This window comes from Mycolicibacterium thermoresistibile, from assembly GCF_900187065.1.
Lineage (GTDB): Bacteria > Actinomycetota > Actinomycetes > Mycobacteriales > Mycobacteriaceae > Mycobacterium > Mycobacterium thermoresistibile.
The window spans coordinates 2,434,314-2,457,439 of record NZ_LT906483.1 but is presented as its reverse complement, the minus strand read 5'-3'; the positions used below and the strand labels follow the sequence as shown (position 1 = coordinate 2,457,439).

Annotated in this window: 18 protein-coding genes and 1 pseudogene; 11 read left to right on the top strand and 8 right to left on the bottom strand. The window is 70.8% G+C overall.

The features are described from left to right. The first annotated feature begins 24 nt into the window (after nt 1-24). Nucleotides 25-1,281 carry an alpha-hydroxy acid oxidase gene (locus tag CKW28_RS11405; RefSeq protein WP_040548188.1) on the top strand — a complete coding sequence of 419 codons (1,257 nt, stop codon included), beginning with the start codon at nt 25-27 and terminating at the stop codon, nt 1,279-1,281. Nucleotides 1,282-1,470: 189 nt separating this feature from the next. Further along, nucleotides 1,471-2,478, top strand: coding sequence for an esterase family protein (locus CKW28_RS11400; RefSeq protein WP_040548185.1), 1,008 nt, complete (start codon nt 1,471-1,473; stop codon nt 2,476-2,478). An 88-nt stretch (nt 2,479-2,566) separates the two neighbouring features. On the opposite strand, the gene CKW28_RS11395 is transcribed toward CKW28_RS11400, so the two are convergent. Then, a complete protein-coding gene (locus tag CKW28_RS11395; RefSeq protein ID WP_040548182.1) occupies nt 2,567-3,844 on the bottom strand; it encodes an ATP-binding protein in 1,278 nt (425 codons plus the stop codon). Nucleotides 3,845-4,003: 159 nt separating this feature from the next. On the opposite strand from CKW28_RS11395, the gene lon reads away from it, so the two are divergent. The 4 genes and pseudogenes from lon to CKW28_RS11375 all read left to right on the top strand — a co-directional run bounded on the left by lon (nt 4,004) and on the right by CKW28_RS11375 (nt 8,448). Then, complete coding sequence (gene lon, locus CKW28_RS11390) at nt 4,004-6,355, top strand: endopeptidase La (protein WP_040548180.1); 2,352 nt, start codon at nt 4,004-4,006, stop codon at nt 6,353-6,355. Nucleotides 6,356-6,424: 69 nt separating this feature from the next. Next, on the top strand, nt 6,425-7,066 hold the full coding sequence (locus tag CKW28_RS11385) for a hypothetical protein (protein ID WP_003927510.1): 642 nt from the start codon (nt 6,425-6,427) through the stop codon (nt 7,064-7,066). Nucleotides 7,067-7,073: 7 nt separating this feature from the next. Next, nucleotides 7,074-7,802, top strand: a pseudogene (locus CKW28_RS11380) (DUF72 domain-containing protein); the annotation flags it as partial. A gap of 91 nt (nt 7,803-7,893) precedes the next feature. Further along, nucleotides 7,894-8,448, top strand: a complete 555-nt coding sequence (locus CKW28_RS11375) for a hypothetical protein (protein WP_003927508.1) — start codon at nt 7,894-7,896, stop codon at nt 8,446-8,448. On the opposite strand, the gene CKW28_RS11370 is transcribed toward CKW28_RS11375, so the two are convergent. Both CKW28_RS11370 and CKW28_RS11365 read right to left on the bottom strand, forming a co-directional pair. Then, the gene (locus tag CKW28_RS11370) at nt 8,445-9,920 is read right to left on the bottom strand and encodes an acetyl-CoA acetyltransferase (protein WP_003927507.1); all 1,476 of its coding nucleotides are present in this window, start codon (nt 9,918-9,920) and stop codon (nt 8,445-8,447) included. The two genes, CKW28_RS11375 and CKW28_RS11370, sit on opposite strands and share 4 nt — an antisense overlap. Next, nucleotides 9,917-12,352 carry a CaiB/BaiF CoA-transferase family protein gene (locus tag CKW28_RS11365; RefSeq protein ID WP_003927506.1) on the bottom strand — a complete coding sequence of 812 codons (2,436 nt, stop codon included), beginning with the start codon at nt 12,350-12,352 and terminating at the stop codon, nt 9,917-9,919. Before CKW28_RS11365 ends, CKW28_RS11370 begins: the two co-directional genes overlap by 4 nt. A gap of 172 nt (nt 12,353-12,524) precedes the next feature. Between CKW28_RS11365 and CKW28_RS11360 the strand changes: the two genes are divergently transcribed. Next, nucleotides 12,525-14,963 (top strand): phosphoketolase family protein, encoded by a 2,439-nt coding sequence (locus CKW28_RS11360; protein ID WP_003927505.1) that lies wholly within the window; start codon nt 12,525-12,527, stop codon nt 14,961-14,963. Nucleotides 14,964-14,983: 20 nt separating this feature from the next. After that, nucleotides 14,984-15,745 (top strand): CPBP family intramembrane glutamic endopeptidase, encoded by a 762-nt coding sequence (locus CKW28_RS11355; RefSeq protein WP_003927504.1) that lies wholly within the window; start codon nt 14,984-14,986, stop codon nt 15,743-15,745. Between the two features lie 10 nt (nt 15,746-15,755). Here CKW28_RS11355 and CKW28_RS11350 read toward each other — a convergent pair whose 3' ends face one another. Further along, nucleotides 15,756-16,751 (bottom strand): zinc-binding alcohol dehydrogenase family protein, encoded by a 996-nt coding sequence (locus CKW28_RS11350; RefSeq protein ID WP_003927503.1) that lies wholly within the window; start codon nt 16,749-16,751, stop codon nt 15,756-15,758. Nucleotides 16,752-16,999: 248 nt separating this feature from the next. Between CKW28_RS11350 and CKW28_RS11345 the strand changes: the two genes are divergently transcribed. After that, nucleotides 17,000-17,269: a CDGP domain-containing protein gene (locus CKW28_RS11345; protein ID WP_040548175.1), complete on the top strand. Its 270-nt coding sequence runs from the start codon at nt 17,000-17,002 to the stop codon at nt 17,267-17,269. A gap of 148 nt (nt 17,270-17,417) precedes the next feature. Here the strand turns inward: CKW28_RS11345 and CKW28_RS11340 are convergent, their stop codons facing one another. From CKW28_RS11340 to modA, 4 genes are all read right to left on the bottom strand, one after another. Beyond that, entirely contained in the window at nt 17,418-18,410 is a 993-nt protein-coding gene (locus tag CKW28_RS11340) for an alanine and proline-rich secreted protein Apa (RefSeq protein ID WP_061252234.1), read from the bottom strand. 184 nt (nt 18,411-18,594) lie between these two features. Further along, on the bottom strand, nt 18,595-19,689 hold the full coding sequence (locus CKW28_RS11335) for a sulfate/molybdate ABC transporter ATP-binding protein (protein WP_061252235.1): 1,095 nt from the start codon (nt 19,687-19,689) through the stop codon (nt 18,595-18,597). After that, nucleotides 19,686-20,477 carry an ABC transporter permease gene (locus CKW28_RS11330; protein ID WP_003927499.1) on the bottom strand — a complete coding sequence of 264 codons (792 nt, stop codon included), beginning with the start codon at nt 20,475-20,477 and terminating at the stop codon, nt 19,686-19,688. Before CKW28_RS11330 ends, CKW28_RS11335 begins: the two co-directional genes overlap by 4 nt. Continuing rightward, nucleotides 20,474-21,238 carry a molybdate ABC transporter substrate-binding protein gene (modA, locus tag CKW28_RS11325; protein ID WP_003927498.1) on the bottom strand — a complete coding sequence of 255 codons (765 nt, stop codon included), beginning with the start codon at nt 21,236-21,238 and terminating at the stop codon, nt 20,474-20,476. The genes CKW28_RS11330 and modA overlap by 4 nt, the downstream gene beginning before the upstream one ends. 218 nt (nt 21,239-21,456) lie before the next feature. On the opposite strand from modA, the gene CKW28_RS11320 reads away from it, so the two are divergent. Both CKW28_RS11320 and CKW28_RS11315 read left to right on the top strand, forming a co-directional pair. Further along, nucleotides 21,457-22,125, top strand: coding sequence for an SDR family oxidoreductase (locus tag CKW28_RS11320; protein WP_003927497.1), 669 nt, complete (start codon nt 21,457-21,459; stop codon nt 22,123-22,125). A gap of 69 nt (nt 22,126-22,194) precedes the next feature. Beyond that, on the top strand, nt 22,195-23,124 hold the full coding sequence (locus CKW28_RS11315; protein ID WP_003927496.1) for an LLM class F420-dependent oxidoreductase: 930 nt from the start codon (nt 22,195-22,197) through the stop codon (nt 23,122-23,124). Nucleotides 23,125-23,126 lie beyond the last annotated feature (2 nt).

The window sequence follows — 23,126 nt, the reverse complement described above, 5'->3', positions numbered from 1 at the left end:
CAGCAGGACGTTGACGGAACAGTGATGACGAGGCGACGTCTCCCCCGGCCCCGGGAGTTGACCGGCCTGCTGGGCTTCTCGGCTCCGAGGCTGACCACCCGCCGGCGGCTCGCCGCGGCCCTGACCATCGAGGACCTACGCCGGCTGGCCAGGCGGCGAACCCCGCGGGCCGCCTTCGACTACGCCGACGGCGCCGCCGAGGAGGAGTTGTCGTTGCGGCGCGCCCGGCAGGCGTTCCGCGACATCGAGTTCCACCCGATGATCCTGCGTGACGTCGCCACGGTGCGTACCGGCTGGGACGTCCTGGGCGCACCGGTGGCGCTGCCGTTCGGTATCGCCCCCACCGGTTTCACCCGCTTGATGCACACCGAGGGCGAACGTGCCGGCGCCCGGGTCGCCGGACGGACCGGCATCCCGTTCTCGCTGTCCACTCTGGCCACCACCTCGATCGAAACGGTGAAATCGGAGAACCCGCACGGGCGCAACTGGTTCCAGCTGTACATGTGGAAGGACCGGGACCGGTCGATGGCGCTGGTGCGGCGGGCACTCGCGGCGGGTTACGACACCCTGCTGGTGACCGTCGACGTTCCGGTGGCGGGGGCGCGGCTGCGCGACACCCGCAACGGGATGTCGATCCCGCCGGCGTTGACCTGGCGGACCGTCCTGGACGCCGCGGCCCGGCCACGGTGGTGGTTCGACCTGCTCACCACCGAACCGCTGACGTTCGCCGAGGGTGACCAGTGGCCCGGCACGGTCGCCGAATACCTCGACAGCACCTTCGATCCCACGGTGACCTTCGAGGATCTGGACTGGATCCGCCAGCACTGGCCGAACAAGCTGGTGGTCAAGGGGATTCAGACACTCGCCGATGCGCGTGCGGTGGTCGGGCGGGGCGTCGACGGGATCGTGCTGTCCAATCACGGCGGCCGTCAACTCGACCGCGCACCGGTGCCGTTGGACCTGCTGCCGACGGTGGCCCGCGAGCTCGGACGGGACACCGAGATTTTGCTGGACACCGGGATCATGTCGGGTGCCGACATCGTGGCTGCCATCGCGCTCGGCGCCCGGTTCACCCTGGTCGGCCGGGCTTATCTGTACGGGTTGATGGCCGGTGGCGAGGCCGGGGTGCAGCGGGCGGTCGAGATCCTGTCTTCGCAGGTCACACGCACCATGAAGCTGCTCGGGGTGAGCTGCCTGGAGGAGTTGTCGGCGCGGCACGCGACCCGGCTGCACCGTGTCGCCGGCGCGTCGGACAACCACCATTCGAGTTCTCAGCAGTAACAACATTCCCACAGGTAACAGCCCGTGTTCCCGGTGCGCCGAGTCCTCGCCGAGTCGTAATCGTTAGCCAACCGCGACGCTGTCGTGCGGCGTTGACAGCGCGTCGCGGCTCCCACCGCGTGCTCTACTACGTACGCAAAGACGGCAAATGCATGTGCCATGCGATGGAAAGGTGGGTTGGTTGCCGTTATGAAATTCGTCAGAAAATTAGGCGGTTCGGCGATACGGACGGCGCTGCGACGGTTGACGATCGGCGCCGTGGCGGCGTTGGCGATGCCCGGCCTGATCGGATTGGCGGGGGTTTCGGCAACCGCAGGTGCGTTCTCCCGGCCGGGTCTGCCCGTGGAATACCTCGACGTGTACTCGCACGCGATGAACCGCAATATCCGGGTGCAGTTCCAGGGCGGCGGCCCGCACGCGGTCTACCTGCTCGACGGTCTGCGTGCGCGTGATGACTACAACGGCTGGGACATCGAGACCGCCGCGTTCGAGTGGTACTACCAGTCCGGGCTGTCGGTGGTGATGCCGGTCGGCGGCCAGTCCAGCTTCTACACCGACTGGTATCAGCCGTCCCGCGGCAACGGCCAGGACTACACCTACAAGTGGGAGACGTTCCTGACCCAGGAGCTGCCGGTCTGGCTGGAGGCCAACCGCGGTGTCTCGCAGACCGGCAATGCGGTGGTGGGCATTTCGATGTCCGGCAGCACCGCGCTGACGTATGCCATCTATCACCCGGAGAAGTTCATCTACGCCGCGTCGCTGTCCGGCTTCCTCAATCCCTCCGAGGGCTGGTGGCCGATGCTGATCGGCCTGGCGATGAACGACGCCGGCGGCTACAACGCCGAGAGCATGTGGGGTCCGTCGTCGGATCCGGCGTGGAAGCGCAACGATCCGATGGTCAACATGGCGCAACTGGTGGCCAACAACACCCGGATCTGGATCTACTGCGGCACCGGCAACCCCTCGGAGCTGGACGCCGGCGTGGAGGGCGGCAACCTGATGGCCGCGCAGTTCCTGGAGGGATTCACCCTGCGCACCAACATCACCTTCCGGGACAACTACATCGCCGCCGGTGGGCAGAACGGGGTGTTCAACTTCCCGGCCCACGGCACCCACAGCTGGGCTTACTGGGGCCAGCAGCTGCAGGAGATGAAACCGGACATCCAACGGGTGCTGGGCGCACAAGCCGCCGCCTGATCAACCACCCACCCAAGGGAGCCTGCCGTTTCCCCGACGGCAGGCTCCCTGCCGTTGCGGCGGCCGGGGCCCGGTGCCGGCCGGGCCCTCACAGCCGGGTGCACTCGGCGATGTCCTCCTCGAACTCGGCGATCATCTGCCGGGTCAGGGTGGGACGGGTCTCGGCGATCGCGGCCAGGTAGTCGTCGGTGCGTGCGGGTTCCCCACGGCGGTACTGGATTTCCCGCTCGAACGCGGTCTGGGCGCCCTTGCGGGCGGCGAACTCGATGTCGGCCGGGGTGAACATGTCGCTGGCCTCCACCAGTTTGTCGACCTCGACCAGCTCGGCGTGCCGGCCCAGGTATCGCCGCCAGATCGCGGCCCGGGCCACCTCGTCGGGCGGTCCGATCGGAATGATGTAGTCGAACCGGCCGGGACGCAGGAACGCCGAATCCAGGGAACGCACCGAGTTCGTCGCGCAGATCAGCAGCCGCTCGTCGCGGCTGCGGAACGCGGGGATGAGCTTGAGCAACTCATTGGTGACGCGGTGGGCCGGGTCCCCGGCGATGCCCGAACGTGATCCGGCGATCTCCTCGACCTCGTCGATGAAGACGACCGCGGCCTCCAGATCCATCACGGCGGTGAACGCCTCCCGCAGCGCGGCCGCCATGGCGCCGTCTGGCGCGCCCAGCCGCGACGGGAAGATCTCCACGAACGGCCAACCCAGGCGGCCGGCCACCCCCTTGGCGAAGCTGGTCTTCCCGGTGCCCGGCGGCCCGAACAGGATGACCGCCTTGGGCGGTGACACACCGTAGTTCGCGGCGAGGTCCGGTTCGGCCAGCGGCAGCACCACTCGGCGCTCGATGATCTGCTTCTCGGTGTCCATGCCGGCCAGCTCATGCCAGTGGCTGGCGTCCAGCACCTGACCGCCGAGCGTGGCCAGCAGGCCGGCATCGGACCCGCCGAGCCGCTCGACCTTCTCGAAATAGGTCAGCCCGTCGCGCTGCGCATAGCTCGAATTGCGCAGCGCGACCGCGCCGGTGGCGTCCCGGGGCAGCAGCGCGCTGATCCGCCGCACCCCGTGCGCGTGCAGCCGGGCCTCGAGGGCGCCGAGCAGCGCGCTGCCCAGACCCTGATTCCGCCAGCCGTCGCCGAGCGCGACCATCGAGATCCACGCCCGCTCGCCCTGCAGATGTGCGGCCGCCATGCCGACGACCTGATCGCCGACCACGGCCACCACCGCCGGCTGACCCGCGCGCGCCGCGGAGATCACCTCCGACACCGAGAACACCGGATGCGACTCGTCGGGCCGGCGGCTCTGATCCCAGATCGAGATGACCTCGTCGAGGTCGTCGTGGTGGAAATCGCGTAGACGCCAGGTATGCATATCGCAGGGATACCGGGTCCGCACCGGCCCCGCCATCCCCGTCGAGGGGGAATCCGGCGGTAGTCCGGTGTCACCGTCGTGGGGACTCCCGCGGCGCGGGAACAAACCCACCTCCACACAAGTTGAGTCCAACAGACTGAACTTTGGAGGAAAAGACTGATGGCAGAAGCCACGACAGTGCCGGTGCTGTTCTCCGGCGACACGATCGTGCTGCCGGGGATGGTGGTGCCGATCGAGCTCGACGACGCCGCCCGCGCCGCGGTCGATGCCGCGCGGGCCAGCGAGTCGGGCAAGCTGCTGGTCGCGCCGCGCCTTGACGACCGGTACCCGACACATGGGGCATTGGCGTCGATTCTGCAGGTCGGGCACATCGGTGGCAGCCCTGCGGCGGTGGTGCGCGGCGAGGCCCGCGCCGTCATCGGCGCCGGCACCAGCGGGCCCGGCGCTGCGTTGTGGGTTCAGGTCACCGAGGTGACCGAACCCGAACCCACCGACGAGACGCGCGCGCTGGCTGCCGAGTACAAATCGCTGCTGATGGCGATCCTGCAGCGGCGCGAGGCCTGGCAGATCGTCGACTATGTCAATCAACTGACCGACCCGTCGGCGCTGGCCGACACGGCCGGCTACGCCGCGTATCTGACCCAGGTGCAGAAGCGGCAGCTGCTCGAGACCGTCGACGTCGACGAGCGGCTGCGGCTGCTGATCGACTGGACCGGTAAGCATCTGGCCGAGGTCGAGGTCAGCGACAAGATCGCCGAGGACGTGCGGACCGGGATGGAGAAGCAGCAGCGGGAGTTCCTGCTGCGTCAGCAGCTCAACGCCATCCGCAAGGAACTCGGTGAGGAGGACGGGCCGGGCTCGGCGGAGGACTACCGCGCCCGGATCGAGTCCGCCGATCTGCCGGAGAAGGTGCGGGAAGCGGCGCTGCGGGAGGTCGGCAAGCTGGAGAAGGCCAGCGAGCAGAGCCCGGAGGGCGGGTGGATCCGCACCTGGCTGGACACCGTGCTGGAGCTGCCGTGGAATGTCCGCACCGAGGACTCCACCGATCTGCGGGCGGCCCGGGAGATCCTCGACGCCGACCATCACGGCCTGGAGGACGTCAAGGACCGCATCGTCGAGTACCTGGCGGTCCGGGCGCGCCGGGCCGAACGCGGCCTGCACGTGGTCGGGGGCCGCGGTTCGGGTGCGGTCATGGTGCTCGTCGGTCCGCCCGGGGTCGGTAAGACGTCGCTGGGCGAGAGCGTGGCGCGGGCACTGGGCCGGAGGTTCGTGCGCGTCGCCTTGGGCGGTGTGCGCGACGAGGCCGAGATCCGCGGCCACCGGCGCACCTATGTCGGCGCTCTGCCCGGCCGGATCGTGCGCGCCATCGGCGAGGCCGGGTCGATGAACCCGGTGGTGCTGCTGGACGAGATCGACAAGGTCGGCTCGGACTTCCGGGGCGATCCGGCGGCCGCACTGCTGGAGGTGCTCGACCCGGCGCAGAACCACACGTTCCGGGACCACTATCTGGACCTGGAGCTGGACCTGTCCGATGTGGTGTTCCTGGCCACTGCCAACGTGGTCGAGAACATCCCGCCGGCCCTGCTGGACCGGATGGAGCTCATCGAGATCGACGGGTACACCGAGGATGACAAGATCGCGATCGCCCGCGACTACCTGCTACCGCGGCAGCTGGAGCGCACCGCGTTGACCGCCGAAGAGGTCACGGTGACCGAGGCGGCGCTGCGCAAGATCGCCGCCGACTACACCCGGGAGCCCGGTGTGCGGCAGTTCGAGCGGCTGCTGGCGAAGGTGTTGCGCAAGGTCGCCACCAAACTGGCCGACGGCGCCGGCGCACCGCTGGTGGTCGACGAGCCGGATCTGGTCGAGTATCTGGGTCGGCCGCGGTTCACACCGGAGACCGCCGAACGCACGGCGGTGCCCGGGGTGGCCACCGGGCTGGCGGTGACCGGGATGGGCGGCGATGTGCTCTACGTCGAGGCGACCGCCACCGACGGGGAGCCGGACCTGCAGTTGACCGGTCAGCTGGGCGACGTGATGAAGGAGTCGGCGCAGATCGCGCTGTCCTACGTGCGCGCCCACGCCGGGGAACTGGGTGTCGACCCCAAGGCCCTCGACCGGCGCATCCACCTGCACGTGCCGGCCGGCGCGGTGCCGAAGGACGGCCCGTCGGCGGGTGTGACGATGGTGACCGCGCTGGTCTCGATGGCGACCGGCCGGCGGGTGCGCCCGGATGTCGGAATGACCGGTGAGGTCACCCTGAACGGTCGGGTGTTGCCCATCGGCGGGGTCAAGCAGAAACTGCTGGCCGCCCAACGGCACGGCCTGACAACGGTTTTCCTGCCGCAGCGCAACGAACCGGATCTCGACGACGTGCCGGGCGACGTGCTCGACTCGCTGCAGGTGCGGTTGGTCACCGACGTCGCCGACATCGTCTCCGAGGCGTTGATGCCGGTGCCGGCCTCGCCGGAGGCCGCCGAACCGGAGGTGGCCGGTTCGGCGGCTGCCTGATCCCGGGGGCCGGCCTCGAGGCCGGGCGCGATGCGTTTCGCGCCCGGCCCTCGCGGGAAGCCGGTCGGCATGGACCGATCCACGCAGCAGCGCCGGGTGGACCGGCTGTTGGCCACGGCCGGCACCACCTTCGCCGACGAGGGCGGCATCCGGCTCAAGGATCAACCGATGCCGCTGTTCGAGCTGCTGGCCCTGGGCATGCTTGCCGGCAAACCCATCGACGCCGCCATCGCGACCCGGGCCGCCCGTGAACTGTTCCGGGCGGGACTGCGCACCCCGCAGCGGGTCCTCGACGCGGACCGCCGGCAACTGATCGACGCGTTCGGCCGCGCCCGTTACGTGCGCTACGACGAGAGTTCGGCCACCCGGCTCACCGACATCGCGTCCACCGTGCGCGACCGCTACCGCGGCGATCTGCGCCGGCTCGCCGGCGCCGCCGGCCACGATCCGGCCGCGGCGAAGGCACTGCTCAAGCAGTTCAACGGGATCGGCGACACCGCGGCCGACATCTTCCTGCGCGAGGTGCAGGACGTGTGGACCTGGGTGCGGCCATATTTCGACGAGCGTGCCCGGGCCGCCGCCGATGACCTGGGGCTGCCGACGGACGCGCGCCGGCTCGGCGCGCTGGCGCCGCGGCGCTGCGCGCGGTTGGCCGCCGCGCTGGTGCGGGTGTCGTTGAACGACGATCTGCGCGCCGAGGTGGTGAGCTGAACCGTCGATGATCCGCATCGGTACCTCGGGCTGGTCCTATGACCACTGGACCGGCGTGCTGTACCCACCCCGCACCCCGCCGGGCCGTCGGCTGGCGGTGTACGCGGCCGAATTCGACACCGTCGAACTGAATGCCAGCTTCTACCGGTGGCCCCGCGACAGCACCTTCGCCGGGTGGCGGCAGCGGCTGCCCGACGGATTCACGATGTCGGTCAAGGCGCACCGCGGCCTCACCCATTTCCGCCGCCTCACCGGCCCCGAACCGTGGGTGGAACGTTTCCGGCGGTGCTGGGACGCGCTCGGCGACCGCGCCGAGGCGCTGCTGGTGCAGCTGCACCCCGACTTCGAACGCGGCCAGCACGACGGCCTGGAGCGGCTGGACCACTTCCTCACCGTGATGCCGGACCACATCCCGGTGGCCGTGGAGATCCGGCACCCGTCCTGGGACGCCCCGGAGGTGTTCCGGCTGCTCGAACGCCACGGCGCCGGCTATGTGGTGATGAGCGGCGCCGGCCTGCGCTGCATTCCCCGTGCGACCGGGCGACTGGTGTACATCCGCTTGCACGGCCCCGATCAGCACAGCAGATACCACGGCTCGTATCCGGAGCACGAACTGCGCCGGTGGGCGGACCGGATCCGCAGCTGGCAGGACGAGGGCCGCGACGTCGACGTCTATTTCAACAACGACCTCGGCGGGTACGCCGTGCGCAACGCCCGCACGCTGCGGCGGCTGCTCGGTGACGACCGCGCTACAGTCGTGCCCGGTGAGAAACGCGTATCTGAGGTCGGCCGCCCGGCGGATGGCGGCTCCGCTGACCGGGTTCCTGATGCTGACCGGCTGCGCCGGTCCGGCCGTGGTGACCACCGAGGACGCCGAGGCGCCGCCGGCTGCGGCCCCGCCGGCCCCGGCGACCAGCACCGCCCGCCCCAGCAATGAGCTGCTGGTCGACGCCTCGCAGTACGCCGTCCGCGTCGACGGCCGGGTCGTCGGCTACTTCTTCCGCAGCCCCAGCGGCCGGTGGAACTGCGCCATCGTGCCCCGAGAGCAGGCCGGTTGCCAGGCCGCCGGCGGGTCGACGCTGCCGATCACCGGCGCGCCCACCCGGGTTCCGGATGCCGACGGTGACCCGGCGAGGCCGACCGCGATCGTCGTGAGCCGCAGCGGCGCGGCGCATTTCGCCGCCCCGGCCGAGCCGGTCTTCTCCCCCGGAACCGGGACCGCCCGGGAGCTGGCGTTCGACCGGATCCTGGCGGCCGCCGGATTCCGCTGCAATGTGCAGGAGGCCAGCGGGATCTCGTGTCTGAGCGAGGCGTCCGGCGAGGGCTTCACCTTCTCGGCGGACGGTTACACGCTGAGCTACACCGACGTCGCGCCGGCCTAGCCCAGGGTGGCCGTGCCGTCGGCGTGCACCCGGATCGGCGCGCCGGCGACGTCCTCGCTGACGGTGACCGCGGCGGCGGACGGGTCGATGATGACCGCCAGTGCACGGCTGTCCTCGGGGGTGCGCACCGCGACGAAGGCCTTCTCCGGATTGCCGTCCCGATCGAACGGCGTGGTCCAGGACTCCACCGTCCCGGTCCCCGACCACTCCACCAGCACCTTGCGCACCGGTTCCCGATCGACCTCGGATTGCACGTCTTCCCAACGGAACTCAACCGGTGGCGGTTCGGTGCTGTACACCCCGAACGCGTGCTTGGTCAGATATCCGCCGTTCGCGGTGACCAGCCCGCGGCTGCCCGGCGCCGCGATCAGCCGCTCGGCCATGGTCGCGATCGCGTGGGTGACGTAGTTGTTCCACGGGCCGCCGGCGAATGTCAGCCCGCCGGTGACGGTGAGCGGGCGTGCCGGATCGTCCAGCGGCAGCCCCAACTCGATGGCGGCCACCTGCACGGCCGACGGGAAACAGGAGTAGACGTCGACGAACCGGAAATCGTCGATGCCCAAACCGGCCAGTTCCAGCACCCGCCGCCCGGCGATCCGGATGGCCGGTGAACGGTCCAGCCGGTACCGCTCACCGATCGCGTAGGTGTCGTGGGCATCGGTACCCGCATACGGGAAAACCCAACGCTCCGAGGGAATCCGAAGTTCACGGGCCCGCTGTACCGAGGTCAGGATCAGCGCCGCACCCTGATCGACCATGTTGTTGGAGTTCATCAGTTTGGGGTAGGGCCAGCTGATCATCCGGTTGTCCGGGCCGGGCCGCCAGATCTGCTCGGCGGACAGCGCCTTCCGGTTCCAGGCATGCGGGTTGTCCGCGGCCACCGCGCTGAACCGGGCCCAGAGTTCGCCGATGCGCCGGCGGTGCGCGTCGGGGTGCTCGCCCGCGGTGATCCGCAGCGCCTGTTCGAAGAGCGGATAGACGTAGGACGGTCGGTCCAACTGGATCCGGATGTCCGCCGGGGTCGCCATCGGAACGTTCTCGTCCGCCCCCGGGGGCACCGGAACGGAGTCGTCCTGGCGGGTCCAGTCCGGACGGGCCCCGCGGGCGCGCAGCCGGCTGCGGGTGCGCCAGGTCTCCGCGCCGGCGATCAGCACGACGCCGGCCCGGCCGGCCTGAATGTCCAGGCAGGCCTGGTTGACCAGCGACTGCGGCACATTGCCGCCGATACCGGTGTAGCGGGTGGCGGCGTTCGCCGCGCCGATGCGCTCGGCGAGCAGCAGACCCGGGTCCCGGTACCGCCAGGACAGCAGGTTCACGATGCGCACCGAATCGACGGCGGCGAGCACCCGGGAGTCGCCGGCGTGGCGCGCCGCCGCGGCCATCAGGTCGACCGGTTCGCGCGCCGGGTTCTCCTCGCGCTGGTTGACCTGGCCGAAGCCGACCAGCACCGGGGTTCGCGGGTCGAGGGTCATGACCCGTCCCGTCCGGTCGACGGCGCCGCAGTGAACAGCACACCGTCGGCGAGCAGGCGGTCGATGTGGACCGCCTCCAGGCCCAGCACCTTCTGGCACACCTCCCGGGTGTGCTCACCGGCCGTCGGCGCGGGCCGCAGCGGGGCCGACGGAATCCGGCGATACCGCGCCGGCCGGGTCTCGGACGGCATGGGCTCATCGAACAGCGGGTGTTCCATGTCGGTGAACACCCCGCGGTGCACGATCTGCGGGTCGGCCGGCACGTCGACCGCTCGCAGCATCGGCGCGGCCGGGACACCCGCCTGCTGACATGCCTCCGCGACGGCGAGATTGTCCTGCCCGGCGGTCCAGGCCGAGATCGCGGCGTCCAGTTCGGCGCGGTCGGTGGGCAGCGGCGCGCCGATCAGCGCGGCGAGGCGGTCACGGTCGTCGTCGCCGCGCAGCGATATCACGCACCACTCGTCGTCGCCGGCGCACGGGTACACCCCGTGCACCGCAGGGGAATCGGCGACCGGAAGGCCGGCGCTGCGGGCGGCCTCGAGCACATACGTCGGGGCCAGGGCGTGCACCGCCGCCTCGGCCTGGGAGATGTGCACGTGCGCCCCGGACCGGCCGTGCTCCCGGGCGATCAGCGCGGCGAGCGCCGCCAGAGCGGTCACCCGCGCGGCCAGATGGTCCGGGAACACCGTTGTGGCGTCGAAGAATCGGCCGCTGCCGACGCCGTCGTCACCGGTGCCGGAGGTGGTCCACAACCGGGTCACCCCGATCGCCGCGCGCACCAGCGGTCCGTATCCCATCCGCCCGCTCCACGGGCCGGTGGCGCCGAACGCGCTGCTCTCCGCCAGCACGATGCGGGGGTTCAGTTCCCGCAGCCGGTCGTAGGAGAACCCGAGGGAGGCCAGGGTTCCCGGCTTGAAGTTGGCGAACACCGCATCCGCGGACGCCACCAGCCGGGCGAACAGGTCGGCGCCCTCCGGGTGGCGCAGATCCAGACCGAGGCTGAGGTGATTGCGGTGCGTCAGCGCCCACGACTTGCTCATGGCCATCCCGGGCGGCGCCTGCCGCAGACCGTCCGGGTAAGCCGCGCTCTCGATCTTGATCACTTCGGCGCCCAGGTCGCCGAACAGCCGCGACAGCTCGCCACCGGCCACGATCACCCCGAGGTCGAGGATGCGCAGCCCGGAGAACGGATAGGCGCCCGCTCCCGGGGTGGCGGTCGCAGTCCCGGCGGGCGAACGCGACGCGGGCTCCCCCGGCGTGATCCAGTCCGCCGCCGAATCCGGGACGGCCGGGGTGCGCAGACCGGCGCGCCGGCCGTCGACGACGAACGGCCCCGTCGGCACGGCGACCCGCACGCCCGGGCCCAGGTCCATCTCGGTCAGCGCGCCGGTGGCCTGGAAGTGCTCGCAGGTGAGTGCTTCGGTGGGGGTCGACACCGCGGCGATCGGCACACCCCGCCGCTGTCCCTCGGCGACCAGCTCGGCCATGGTCTGATCGGCGAAGAGTTCGGCGATGGCGGCGTTGAGCTCACGTCCCGCCGCGTACCGCGCGGCGATGGAGTCGAACTCGGGGCCGCTGAACCGGGGCGGCTCCCCCAGCCAGGCCCGCATCCCGTGCCACTGCCGGGGCGAGAGCAGGCAGATCCGGACATATCCGTCCCGGCACGCGAAGATCGGGTAGATGTCCTGGTTGCGGGGCCGGCCACGCCACAGATCGGCGGTGTTCCTGCGGCCCGCCGCGGCCTGACCCTGCGACCCGAACGGCGGGTCGAGGGCCTGCACCACCGCTTCCAGCCGGGAGGCGTCGATGTAGTCACCGGTGCCGTGCCGCAACCGGTGGAAGTAGGCCGCCAGCGCCGCCCACGCCGCCTGGGCGACCGCCGTCGCCGAGGCGATGCCGTCCGGCGGGAGCACCGGTCGGCCGGTGGTCGGACCGGACCGGGACAACGCCGTCGACAGCGCATACAGCACCTGGTCGGTGGCCTGCCACGACGCCCGCGGTCCGGTCGCGCCGAAGTCGCTGACCTGCAGGGCGACCAGGTGGCGGTGCTGTTCGGCGCACTCGGCGCAGGAGGCGCCGAAGGCGGCGGCACCGCCGGGTATCCCCCCGTCGACCAGGATGTCGGCGGTGGCGACCAGGTCGTGGAACCGAGCGCGGTCGGCCGGATCGCCCGGATCGAGGACCGCGGTGCGTTTGTTGGCGTTGTCGACCGCGGCGCCGACCCGGAACCCGGCGACCGTGGGTTGGGCGGCGGAGCCGGGACCGCCGCCGGGCGCGGTCACCTTCAGCACATCGGCACCCAGATCGGCCAGCAACCGCGACACCCCGTCGGAGGCCACGGTCCCCACGTCCAGGACCCGGACCCGCGCCAGGGGCAACTGCGTCCGGATGCTCGTCCGGATGTTCACTGCGCTGTCGTCGGCCGGCGGCATCGAATCCCTTTCTGTCCGGGTCGACCGTTCTGCGATCGATCCTGGCACAGCGGCCGATGTTCACTGGATCACACGGCGAGGAGTCCGGTGCTGATCGGGCCGGTACGGGTAGCGGCGTGCCCAGGCGGGTATCCCCTGCCCGTCCCCTGGCATCGACCACCCCTGGAGCGCCGTGACCGTCGAACCCATCGACCGCCGTCTGTCCGATGACGAACTCGACCTGATCGACGCCTACTGGCGGGCCGCCAACTATCTGTCGGCCGGCCAGATCTATCTGCTGGACAATCCGCTCCTGCGGGAACCGCTGAGGCCCGACCACATCAAACCCCGGCTGCTCGGTCACTGGGGCACCGCACCGGGGCTGAACCTGATCTATGCCCACCTGAACCGGATCATCCGGCAGCGCGACCTCGACGTCCTCTATCTCACCGGGCCCGGCCACGGCGGTCCGGCCCTGGTCGCCAACGCCTACCTGGACGGCACCTACAGCGAGATCTATTCGGCCGTCGGGCAGAACACCGACGGGATGCGCAGACTGTTCCGGCAGTTCTCCTTTCCCGGCGGTATCCCCAGCCACGTCGCGGCCGAGACACCCGGCTCCATCCACGAGGGCGGCGAACTGGGCTATGTGCTGGCGCACGCGTACGGCGCCGCGTTCGACAACCCGGATCTGGTGGTGGCCTGTGTGATCGGCGACGGCGAGGCCGAGACCGGTCCGCTGGCGACCAGTTGGCACTCCAACAAGTTCCTCAACCCGGTGACCGACGGGGCGGTGTTGCCGATTCTGCATCTGAACGGCTACAAGATCGCCAATCCTGCTGTGCTGGCCCGAATTCCGCAGGACGAGCTGGAGGCGCTGCTCACCGGCTACGGTTACCGTCCCATCACCGTGGCCTCGCAGGAGCCGGAACACGACCCGGCCGATGTGCACCGACAGTTGGCTGTCGCGCTCGACGAGGCGTTCGACGCGATCGCCGCCATTCAGCGGGGAGCCAGGCTGGACGGGGAGCGCGGACGGCCGTTGTGGCCGATGCTGATCCTGCGCACCCCGAAGGGTTGGACCGGCCCGCGCGAGGTGGACGGCGCCAAGGTGGAGGGCACCTGGCGGTCACATCAGGTCCCGCTGTCCGAAACCCGTTCCAACCCCGAGCATCTGGCGCAACTGGAAGCCTGGCTTGCCAGCTACCGGCCCGAGGAGTTGTTCGGTGATGACGGGGCGCTGCGTGCCGACCTGCAGGCGCTCGCACCCGCCGGCGACCGCCGGATGAGCGCCAGCCCGCACGCCAACGGCGGAATCCTGTTGCGGGATCTGGACCTACCCGCATTCACCGACTACGCGGTGCGGGTCGACGCGCCGGCCGTCGACACCGCCGAGGCCACCCGGGTGCTGGGCACATATCTGCGCGATGTCATCGCCCGCAATCCGGACCGGTTCCGGCTGATGGGGCCCGACGAGACCGCGTCCAACCGGTTGTCGGCGGCGTACGAAACCACCGGCAAGACCTGGCTGGCGCAGACCGGACCGGACGACGAGTCGCTCGCACCCGACGGCCGTGTCATGGAGGTGCTCTCCGAACATCTGTGCCAGGGCTGGCTGGAGGGCTACCTGCTGACCGGCCGGCACGGGATGTTCTCCTGCTACGAGGCTTTCGTGCACATCGTCGACTCGATGCTCAACCAGCACGCGAAATGGTTGTTCAGCAGCCGCGAACTGGACTGGCGGCGGCCGATCGCCTCGCTGACCTATCTGCTCACCTCGCACGTGTGGCGGCAGGACCACAACGGCGCCTCCCATCAGGATCCCGGCTTCATCGACCACGTCGCCAACAAACGCCCCGAGGTGGTGCGGGTGTACCTGCCGCCGGACGCCAACACCTTGTTGTCGGTGGCCGACCACTGCCTGCGCAGCCGTCACTACGTCAACGTCATCGTCGCCGGGAAGCAGCCGGGCCTGACGTATCTGTCGATGGACGATGCGATCGCGCACTGTGCGCGCGGTCTGGGCATCTGGGAATGGGCCGGCAGCCCGGGTGGTCGACACGTCGGCGAACCCGATGTCGTGCTGGCCTGCGCCGGGGACATCCCGACCCTGGAAACGCTGGCCGCCGCCGACATCCTGCGCCGCGAACTGCCCGCCCTGCGGGTGCGGGTGATCAACGTGGTGGACATCATGCGACTGCAACCCGGCACCGAGCATCCGCACGGGCTGTCCGACCACGAGTTCGACGCGATGTTCACCACAGACAAGCCGGTGATCTTCGCCTATCACGGTTACCCGTGGCTGATCCACCGGTTGGCCTACCGCCGGGCCAACCACCCCAACATCCACGTGCGGGGGTTCAAGGAGCGCGGCACCACGACCACCCCGTTCGACATGGTGATGCTCAATGACCTGGATCGGTTCCACCTGGTCATCGATGTCATCGACCGCGTCGAGGGGCTGGCCGTCGAGGCGGCGGGGCTGCGTCAGCGGATGGTCGACGCCCGGCTGGCGGCCCGCGCCCACACCCGCCGCCACGGCGAGGACGACCCGGCGATCTCCGGATGGACGTGGGACCACCGCGGGACGTCGCCGTCGCAGGACTCGTTCGGCGATCGGTCGGCTCGATGACGTCGGTACGATTGAGCACCATGTCCGACGCTGCCGTCGCACCACCCCCATCCGCGGTGGTCGCCCAACTGGCGGCGCTGTCGCGTTTCCGCACCTACGTCGACGTGGCCGTCGTCGTGGTGGTGCTGGCGATCTGCAACCTCATCGCCCACTTCACCACCCCGTGGGCGAGCGTCGCGACCGTACCCGCCGTCGCGGTGGGCCTGGTGCTGCTGGTGCGGTCCCGGGGGCTGGGCTGGGCGGAACTGGGGCTCAGCCGGGAGCACTGGCGGTCCGGCGCCGGTTATGCGGCCGCCGCCGTCGCCCTGGTGCTGTCGGTGATCGCGATCGGCGCGCTGCTGCCGTGGACCCGGCCGATGTTCCTGAACAACAACTACGCCACGATCTCCGGCGCGCTGATCGCGTCGATGGTGATCATCCCGCTGCAGACCGTGATCCCCGAGGAGCTGGCGTTTCGCGGGGTGCTGCACGGTGCGCTGAGCCGGGCATGGGGTTTCCGCGGGGTGGCGGCCGCCGGCTCACTGCTGTTCGGGCTCTGGCACGTGGCCACCTCGCTCGGTCTGACCAGCAGCAACGTCGGCTTCACCCGGCTGTTCGGCGGCGGTGTGCTGGGCACCGTGGCCGGAGTGGTGTTGGCGGTGATCGCCACCGCCGTCGCCGGCTTCGTCTTCGACTGGCTGCGGCGCCGCAGCGGCAGTCTGCTGGCCCCGATCGCGCTGCACTGGTCCCTGAACGGGATGGGCGCACTGGCGGCCGCGCTGGTGTGGCACCTGTCCACCTGAGCCCGACGGGTCAGACCCGCAGCACCGCGGCCCCGGCGATGCGGCCCTCGCTCAGATCGGTCAGCGCATCGTCGGCGCGGTCCAGCGGATACTCCGGTGTGGTCACCTCGATGCGGTGTTGTGCGGCGAAGTCGAGGAACGCCCGGGCGTCGTCGCGGGTGTTGGCCGTCACCGAGCGGACCTGCCGCTCCTGGAAGAGGTGGCGCTGATAGTCGAGCGTCGGAATGTCGGTCAGGTGGATGCCGGCGATCGACAGGGTGCCACCGCGGTCCAGCGCCTCGAGCGCGGGCAGCACCAGATGACCCACCGGTGCGAACAGGATCGCCGCATCCAGCGGCACCGGCGGTGGATCCGCGGCGCCCTGCGCCGAGGCCGCACCCAGGGCCAGTGCGAGTTCCCGGGCCTGGGCGCCGCGGGTCATGACATGCACCTCCGCGCCCTGGGCCAGCGCGACCTGCGCGGTCAGATGGGCGCTGCCGCCGAAACCGTAGATGCCCAGCCGCCCGCCCGGAGGCAGCTCGGCGCGGCGCAGCGCACGGTAGCCGATTATCCCGGCGCACAGCAGCGGCGCCAGCTCGGCGTCGGAGTAACCCGCCGGCAGCCGGTGGGCGTACGCGGCGGGGACGGTGGCGAACTCGGCGTAGCCGCCGTCGGCGTCCCAGCCGGTGTAACGCGACTCGGGGCACAGATTCTCCTGCCCGCGCCGGCAGTACCGGCACTGCCCGCAGGTGTGCCGCAGCCAGGCGATGCCGACCCGGTCGCCCACCCGGAAATCCGTGCCGTCGGCCGTGGCGACCACCTCGCCCACCACCTCGTGGCCGGGCGTCACACCGGGCCGGTGCACCGGCAGGTCCCCCTCTGCCACATGAAGATCGGTGCGGCACACCCCGCAGGCGCGCACCGCGACCAACAACTCGCCCGGGCCCGGTTCCGGGACCGGGGTGCGGACCCATTCCAGCGGGCGGGTGCGCATGGGGCCGGGCTCGCGGACCCGCCAGGCCGACATCATCGACGCGCTCATGCGGTCATCGTCGCGCGCGACCGCACCGGTTGTCCACAACCGGTGCGGCAGTAAGGGAACGGGCAGGTCCGCGACTTCTTCGGCAGTCACGGATGCCGGTAGGCTCGTGACACGACAACAGCATCAGGGGACATCGTGGGGGCGGCGTCGTGGGGGTGGCATCGTGGGGTGGCGACGGGCCCGCCGCCGCGTACCTGCCGCAGCGAAGATGTCGAGGTGAACGGAGGGGTCCGATGAGAGTACGCACCGCACTCGCCGCAAGCGCCTTACTGACCGCATGCAGTGTCGGAACCATCGGGTTGGTCACCGCGGCACCGGCACAGGCCGGATGTCAGGGCGGCTGGACCCCTTGGGGCGGCGGCACCACCTGCGACGGCCCGATCGCGGCCGACGGCACCTTCGAACGCTGTGTCACCGCCGGGGCTCTGGGATTCGGCGGGACCAACTGCTTCCTGCTGAACATCAACAACATGGAAGGCCAGATCCCCTACGTGGGTCCCTGATCCGCCCCGGGGAAACGGCTCGCCGGCCGGCCCCGAAGAACCTCCCTGAAACGCGAGATCGACGTCAGCGCGGTCGTCACCTCGACTTCCGCTCGCTGACGTCGATCTCGCTGTCTCGACCGGATTTTCAGGTCGTCGGTCCGTCCGCTCAGGCCGGCGGCATCATCTCCGGCGGCGCGTCGGTGACCGGGACCGGCACCCCCACGCCCGGGCGGGCCGGCGGCGCGTCGGGATCGGGTTGGGCCTGCGGCCCGGCGGGATCCGCCGGCGGTGCGGGCGGCGGCTCCCACGGCCGGATCGACTCGGCGAGGGCCACCGCGGCGGCCTTGTCGACCGGGTTGTTCTCCGAACCCAGCCAGACCACGAACCAACGCTCCGGAGCCCGCTGTCCGCGCGGCGTTCCCGGCGGTGTCGGCGAGCCGACCACCCCCGCCCAGATCTGTCCGTTGGGCCGGTTCTCGTCGGTGAACTCGACCTCGTAGTAGGCGGCGCTACCCTGCATGCCCTCGGCGTTCAGCGGCACTGTCTCCTGGTTGATGCGGGTGCCCGGGTACGGCATGAAGAACTCGCCCATGTCCGAGGCCAGCCGGTTCGCGGCCTTGGTGTTGTCGGGCTCCGCGCCGGCGAAGAGCTTCAGATCCAGTCGGCCCAGCAGGATGCTGGTGTCGTTCGGCGGCTGCTGGCTGCCCGGCGGCGGGATCTTGGTCAACAGCGCCTGGCCGTACGACAACTGGGTGGCGTCCGACACCTGCCAGCCCCCCGGCACCACATAGCTGAAGCCACCCGCGGCGTTGTTCTCCCGCGGTTCCGGCGCGGGCTCCGCCGGGGCGTTCGGGTCGGCCGGCGCAGGCGGCTGCCCGGGCGGGGGCACCGGGGCGTTCGGGTCAGCGGGTCCAGGCGCGTCAGGTTCCGGTGGCGGGGCCGGCTCACCCGGCGCATCCGGGCCGGGCGGCGGGGCCGGCGCATTCGGGTCCGCCGGTGGGGCGGCGTTACCCGGCGGCGGCGGGGGCGGTGTCGGCTCGGGTTGCGCCGACGCGACCACGGGCGTCAGCGCCAGCGCGACCGCACTGCTGAACGCCGCAATGGCCAGCGTTTTCGAATGACCCGTGCGTCGGGAAGAAATCGCGTCCGGCTGATCCATGAGCAAGAAACTACCGTGTTACAGCCGTGACGCAAGTGTGAATTGCTCTTAGAGTGCCGAATTCTCGAGTTGCCCTACAAGGAAACATCCTGCGTACGCGGACTTCCGGCATTGCTGGGCAGCATGAGCCCGCCCGTGCGTGCCACGGGTGTTTCTCACGACATCGCCGCGGCGCCGAATACCGTTACGGGGCCGGGTGAATCGCGACCTCCTGGGCCTTGACCGCGAAGTACACCTCGTCACCGGGAGTCAGCTCCAACGCCGCGGCGGATTCCGCGGTGACATCGGCGGCGAGCCCGGGCGCCCCGTCGGGTTGGTCCGCCGCCCGCACCCGGACCGCCGAACCGTGCACCTCGAGGTCGGCCACCGTCACCGCGACGGTGTTGCGCGGGCTGCCCTCCGGTGGCTTGCGGTGCACCGAGACCGCCGCCGGAGCGATGACCGCGACCGCCGGCCGGCCCACCACCACCTCCCGGTCGGCGACACCGAACCAGGTGCTGCCCCAAGCGGTTTGCAACGTGCCATCCGGCTGAGCCGTGCCGGCCACCAGGTTGACCCCGGCGAACCGGGCCGCGAACCTGCTGCGCGGGGTGGCGAGCACCGCCGCGGCCGGGCCGGACTCGACGACCCGGCCATCCTCGAGCACCAGCACCGAATCGGCCAACGCCAGCACGTCGAGCAGATCATGGGTGACGATCACCGCCGAACGGCCGGCGTCGGTGAGCACCCGCCGCAGCAGCCGCCGCATCGCCGCGGCGACCGCCACATCCAGACCGGCCAACGGCTCGTCGAGCAGCAGCACCTCGGGTTCCGCGGCCAGCGCCCGGGCCAGCGCGACCCGTTGCGCCTGTCCCCCGGACAACTCCCGGGGCATCCGGTCGGCGAACTCCGCGGCGTCCACCTCGGCCAGCCAGCGCCGCGCGGACGCCCGCAACCGGGCGCGGCGCCCCCAGCGCCGCAGCCCGCTGCGGCTGGACGGCGCGAACGCCACGTTCGCTGCGGCGTCGAGGTGCGGAAACAACAACGCATCCTGCAGCAGCAGTCCGACCCGCCGATCATGCGGTGGGACAAACACTCCGGTGTCGGTGTCGGTCAGCACCCGCCCGCCCACCTGCACCCTGCCGTGCGCCGGGCGCAGCAGTCCGGCGATCAGATGCAGCGTGGTCGATTTCCCGGCGCCGTTCGGGCCCAGCACGGCCAGCACCGCACCGGGCGGCAGGGCGAACTCGACGTGCACATCGCGGTCGGGCACCGCGGCCGCCACCGCCAGCCCGCTCACGACCAGCCACCCGCCCGCAGCCGCCGGGCGCCCAGCCCGATCACCACGACCGCGGCCACCGCGATCAGCACCATCGACAACGCCACCGCCGCCTCCGGGTCGGCCTCCCGCTGCAGGTAGATCTCCAGCGGCAGGGTGCGGGTGACGCCCTGCCGGGACCCGGCGAACGTCAGCGTCGCACCGAACTCACCCAGCGCGCGGGCGAACGCCAGCACCGCCCCGGACACCAGTCCGGGCGCCAGCAACGGCAGCGTGACCCGCCACCACACCGTGGTCGGGGTCGCGCCCAGCGTCGCCGCGACCACCTCGTAGCCGGTGCCCGCGGTGCGCGCGGCGCCTTCCAGCGCGAGGACCAGAAACGGTAACGAGACGAACGTCTGCGCCAGCACCACGGCGGTGGTGCTGAACGCGATCTGGATGCCGACCGCCTCCAGATACCCCCCGATCAGACCCATCCGGCCGAACGCGTACAGCAGCGCGATACCGCCCACCACCGGCGGTAACACCAACGGCAGCAACACCAGCGGGCGGATCCACCGCAGAATCGGCGACCCGCCGCGGGCCAGCGCCAACGCCATCGGCACCCCGAGCACCAGGCAGAGCACGGTACTGGCGGTCGCGGTCCGCAGGCTCAACGCCAGCGCCGTCATCGACGATTCGGAGCAGATCAGCGACCAGAACCGCGGCCAGTCCACCCGGCCGGCCAGCGCGAACACCGGCAGCGCCAGGAGCGTCGCGCCGACGGCGGCGGGCAGATAGATCCACCGGGGCAGCGTCGAGGCGTTCATCGTGGCTCGGAGAATCCGTTCTGCGCCAGCACGTCCCGCCCGGCCGCCCCGGTGATCAGGTCGATGAAACGCTGCCCGAGATCCGGCCGCGCGGCGTCGGCCGGCACCGCGACCGGATATCGGTTCGGCACCGCCGCGGCCGCCGGCACCTCGACGGTGTGCACCGTGTCGCCAGCGCGCCGGGCATCGGTGCGGTACACCACGCCGGCATCGGCTTGGCCGACGGTCACCTTGTGTAGCACGTCGGAGACCGAGTTCTCCTCGCTGACCGGGGCGAGATCCACCCCGGTCAACTGCTCGAGGCGCTGCGTCGCGGCGCCGCACGGCACCTGTGGGGCGCAGGTGACGACGGCCGGCCCCGCCCGGGCTAGGTCGGCGAAACCGGTCAGGCCGTGGGGGTTGCCGGGCGCGGTGACCACCGTCAGGGTGTTGGCCGCGAAGATCACCGGTGGGCCCGACAGCAGCCCGGCCGCGGCCACCCGCTCCATGGTGGCCTCGTCGGCGGCGGCGAACACGTCGGCGTCGGCGCCGCCGAGCAACTGGGTCGCCAGATCGGCCGAACCGGCGAAGGTGAACCGGACCGTCACATCCGGATGCTCGGCCTCGAACAGTTCACCCAACGTGGTGAACGCCTGCTGCAGCGAGGCCGCGGCGTACACCGTCACCGCGGTGGACCCGCCGGTGCGTCCCGTGCCGCACCCGGCGACCGCGGGCAGCATCAGCGCCAGGCACACCGACAGCCACCGACGCACCCGGATCATGCGCCAAATCTAGATGAGGTTCCCCCGCCTGGACCGCGGTGAGAGCCCCACATGAGTCTCCTCGTCAAGATCGGATATCGGATTGGGACACGACCGGACACATTTCGCGGGCCGAATTTCGTCCGATAGCTACCGTCCAGTAACATAAGTGCCGGTTCGCGCCGTCTGGCACGGAGATCCCGGTGCCGCACCGGCGGCGGACTGAGGGAGGACAAGGCATGGACGTGCTGGTCACCGGCGGCGACACCGATCTGGGCCGCACGATTGCCGCGGGCTTCGTCGACGCCGGCCACAACGTGGTGATCGCCGGGGCCCATCGCGACGAGATCGAACTCGCCGCCAAGGAACTCGACGTCGAATCACTCGTCTTCGACAACACCGACCCCGACAGCGTGGAGCAGACCCGCGCGCGGTTGCCGCACCACCTCGATTCGGTGGTCAACGTGCCGGTGCTGCCGGAACTCGGCGACCCCCGCACCTACTCGACCGCCGACCTGGCACACGCCTGGCGCGCCACGTTCGACGCGGTGATGCTGTCGACCGTGCTCACGGTGCAGATCGCCGGAGACCATCTGCGGTCCGGCGGGTCGATCATCAACGTCATCCCCGACGCGCCGCGGGACGGCAGCGCGGGCGCCGCGGTCAAGGCGGCGCTGTCGGACTGGACCGCGGGGCAGGCCGCCGTGTTCGGCACCCGCGGCATCACGGTCAACGCGGTCGCCGCCGGGGACAGCGCCGAACCCGGATACGACGGGTTGACCCGCACGCCGCCGACCCTGGGCGCCGAACTCGCCCGCATGGCGGTGTTCATCGCCACCCCCGCCGCCCGGCACATCACCGGGCAGACGCTGCACGTCAGCCGGGGCGTCCCGGCCCGGGTGGGCTGACCAGCTGCACCCGCTGCGGCGCGCCGAGTCACCGGGACGGTTCCGGCCCGAACCACTAGGGTGAGTGCAGTGAGCATTCGACTCGGACTGCAGATCCCCAACTTCTCCTACGGCACCGGGGTGGCCGACCTCTTCCCCACCGTCATCGCGCAGGCGCGGGAAGCCGACGAAGCCGGATACGACGCGGTGTTCGTGATGGACCACTTCTACCAGCTGCCGATGCTGGGCGATCCCGACGAGCCGATGCTGGAGGCGTACACCGCGCTGGGCGGTCTGGCCACCAGCACCGAGCGGGTGCAACTGGGCACACTGGTCACCGGCAACACCTACCGCAACCCGACCCTGCTGGCCAAGGCCGTCACCACGCTGGACGTGATGAGCCAGGGCCGCGCGGTGCTCGGGATCGGCACCGGCTGGTTCGAGCTCGAACATCAGCAACTCGGCTACGAGTTCGGCACCTTCACCGACCGCTTCAACAGGCTTTACGAGGCGCTGGAGATCATCGTGCCGATGATCGAAGGCAAGCGGCCCACCTTCGAGGGCAGGTACTACCGGGTGGAGTCCGCCGCCGCCGAGCCCCGGTTCCGCGACCGGATCCCGCTGATGATCGGCGGGAGCGGGGAGAAGAAGACCATCCCGCTGGCCGCCCGGCGGTTCGACCACCTGAACCTGATCGCCGGCTTCGACGAACTGCCCGGCAAGGTGGCAGCCGTCAAGCGCAGCTGTGAGGAGATCGGCCGGGATCCGGACACGCTGGAGACCAGCACCCTGGTCAGCGTGATGGTGGACGACAACATCACCGACGACATGCTGCCCGAGAAGGCGCGGGGCCGGCTGCTGGTCGGCAGCGCCGAGCGGATCGCCGAGCAACTGCAGACCAAGGTGCTCGACGCCGGCGTCGACGGGGTGATCGTGAACATGGCGACCAAGGTCCAGGGCTACCGTCCCGGCCTGATCACCGCGCTGGGCGAGGCGCTCAGACCGCGGGTGGGCGCCTGAGG

Bases quoted from the DNA above. Each gene is read 5' to 3' on its own strand.
- CKW28_RS11365 (WP_003927506.1), bottom strand. From the start codon at position 12,352: ATGCCGCCGGCCGACGACAGCGCAGTGAACATCCGGACGAGCATCCGG.
- CKW28_RS11350 (WP_003927503.1), bottom strand. From the start codon at position 16,751: ATGTCGGCCTGGCGGGTCCGCGAGCCCGGCCCCATGCGCACCCGCCCG.
- lon (WP_040548180.1), top strand. From the start codon at position 4,004: ATGGCAGAAGCCACGACAGTGCCGGTGCTGTTCTCCGGCGACACGATC.
- CKW28_RS11405 (WP_040548188.1), top strand. From the start codon at position 25: ATGACGAGGCGACGTCTCCCCCGGCCCCGGGAGTTGACCGGCCTGCTG.
- CKW28_RS11375 (WP_003927508.1), top strand. From the start codon at position 7,894: ATGCTGACCGGCTGCGCCGGTCCGGCCGTGGTGACCACCGAGGACGCC.
- CKW28_RS11400 (WP_040548185.1), top strand. From the start codon at position 1,471: ATGAAATTCGTCAGAAAATTAGGCGGTTCGGCGATACGGACGGCGCTG.
- CKW28_RS11320 (WP_003927497.1), top strand. From the start codon at position 21,457: ATGGACGTGCTGGTCACCGGCGGCGACACCGATCTGGGCCGCACGATT.
- CKW28_RS11345 (WP_040548175.1), top strand. From the start codon at position 17,000: ATGAGAGTACGCACCGCACTCGCCGCAAGCGCCTTACTGACCGCATGC.
- CKW28_RS11355 (WP_003927504.1), top strand. From the start codon at position 14,984: ATGTCCGACGCTGCCGTCGCACCACCCCCATCCGCGGTGGTCGCCCAA.
- CKW28_RS11330 (WP_003927499.1), bottom strand. From the start codon at position 20,477: ATGAACGCCTCGACGCTGCCCCGGTGGATCTATCTGCCCGCCGCCGTC.
- CKW28_RS11340 (WP_061252234.1), bottom strand. From the start codon at position 18,410: ATGGATCAGCCGGACGCGATTTCTTCCCGACGCACGGGTCATTCGAAA.
- CKW28_RS11370 (WP_003927507.1), bottom strand. From the start codon at position 9,920: ATGACCCTCGACCCGCGAACCCCGGTGCTGGTCGGCTTCGGCCAGGTC.
- CKW28_RS11385 (WP_003927510.1), top strand. From the start codon at position 6,425: ATGGACCGATCCACGCAGCAGCGCCGGGTGGACCGGCTGTTGGCCACG.
- CKW28_RS11395 (WP_040548182.1), bottom strand. From the start codon at position 3,844: ATGCATACCTGGCGTCTACGCGATTTCCACCACGACGACCTCGACGAG.
- modA (WP_003927498.1), bottom strand. From the start codon at position 21,238: ATGATCCGGGTGCGTCGGTGGCTGTCGGTGTGCCTGGCGCTGATGCTG.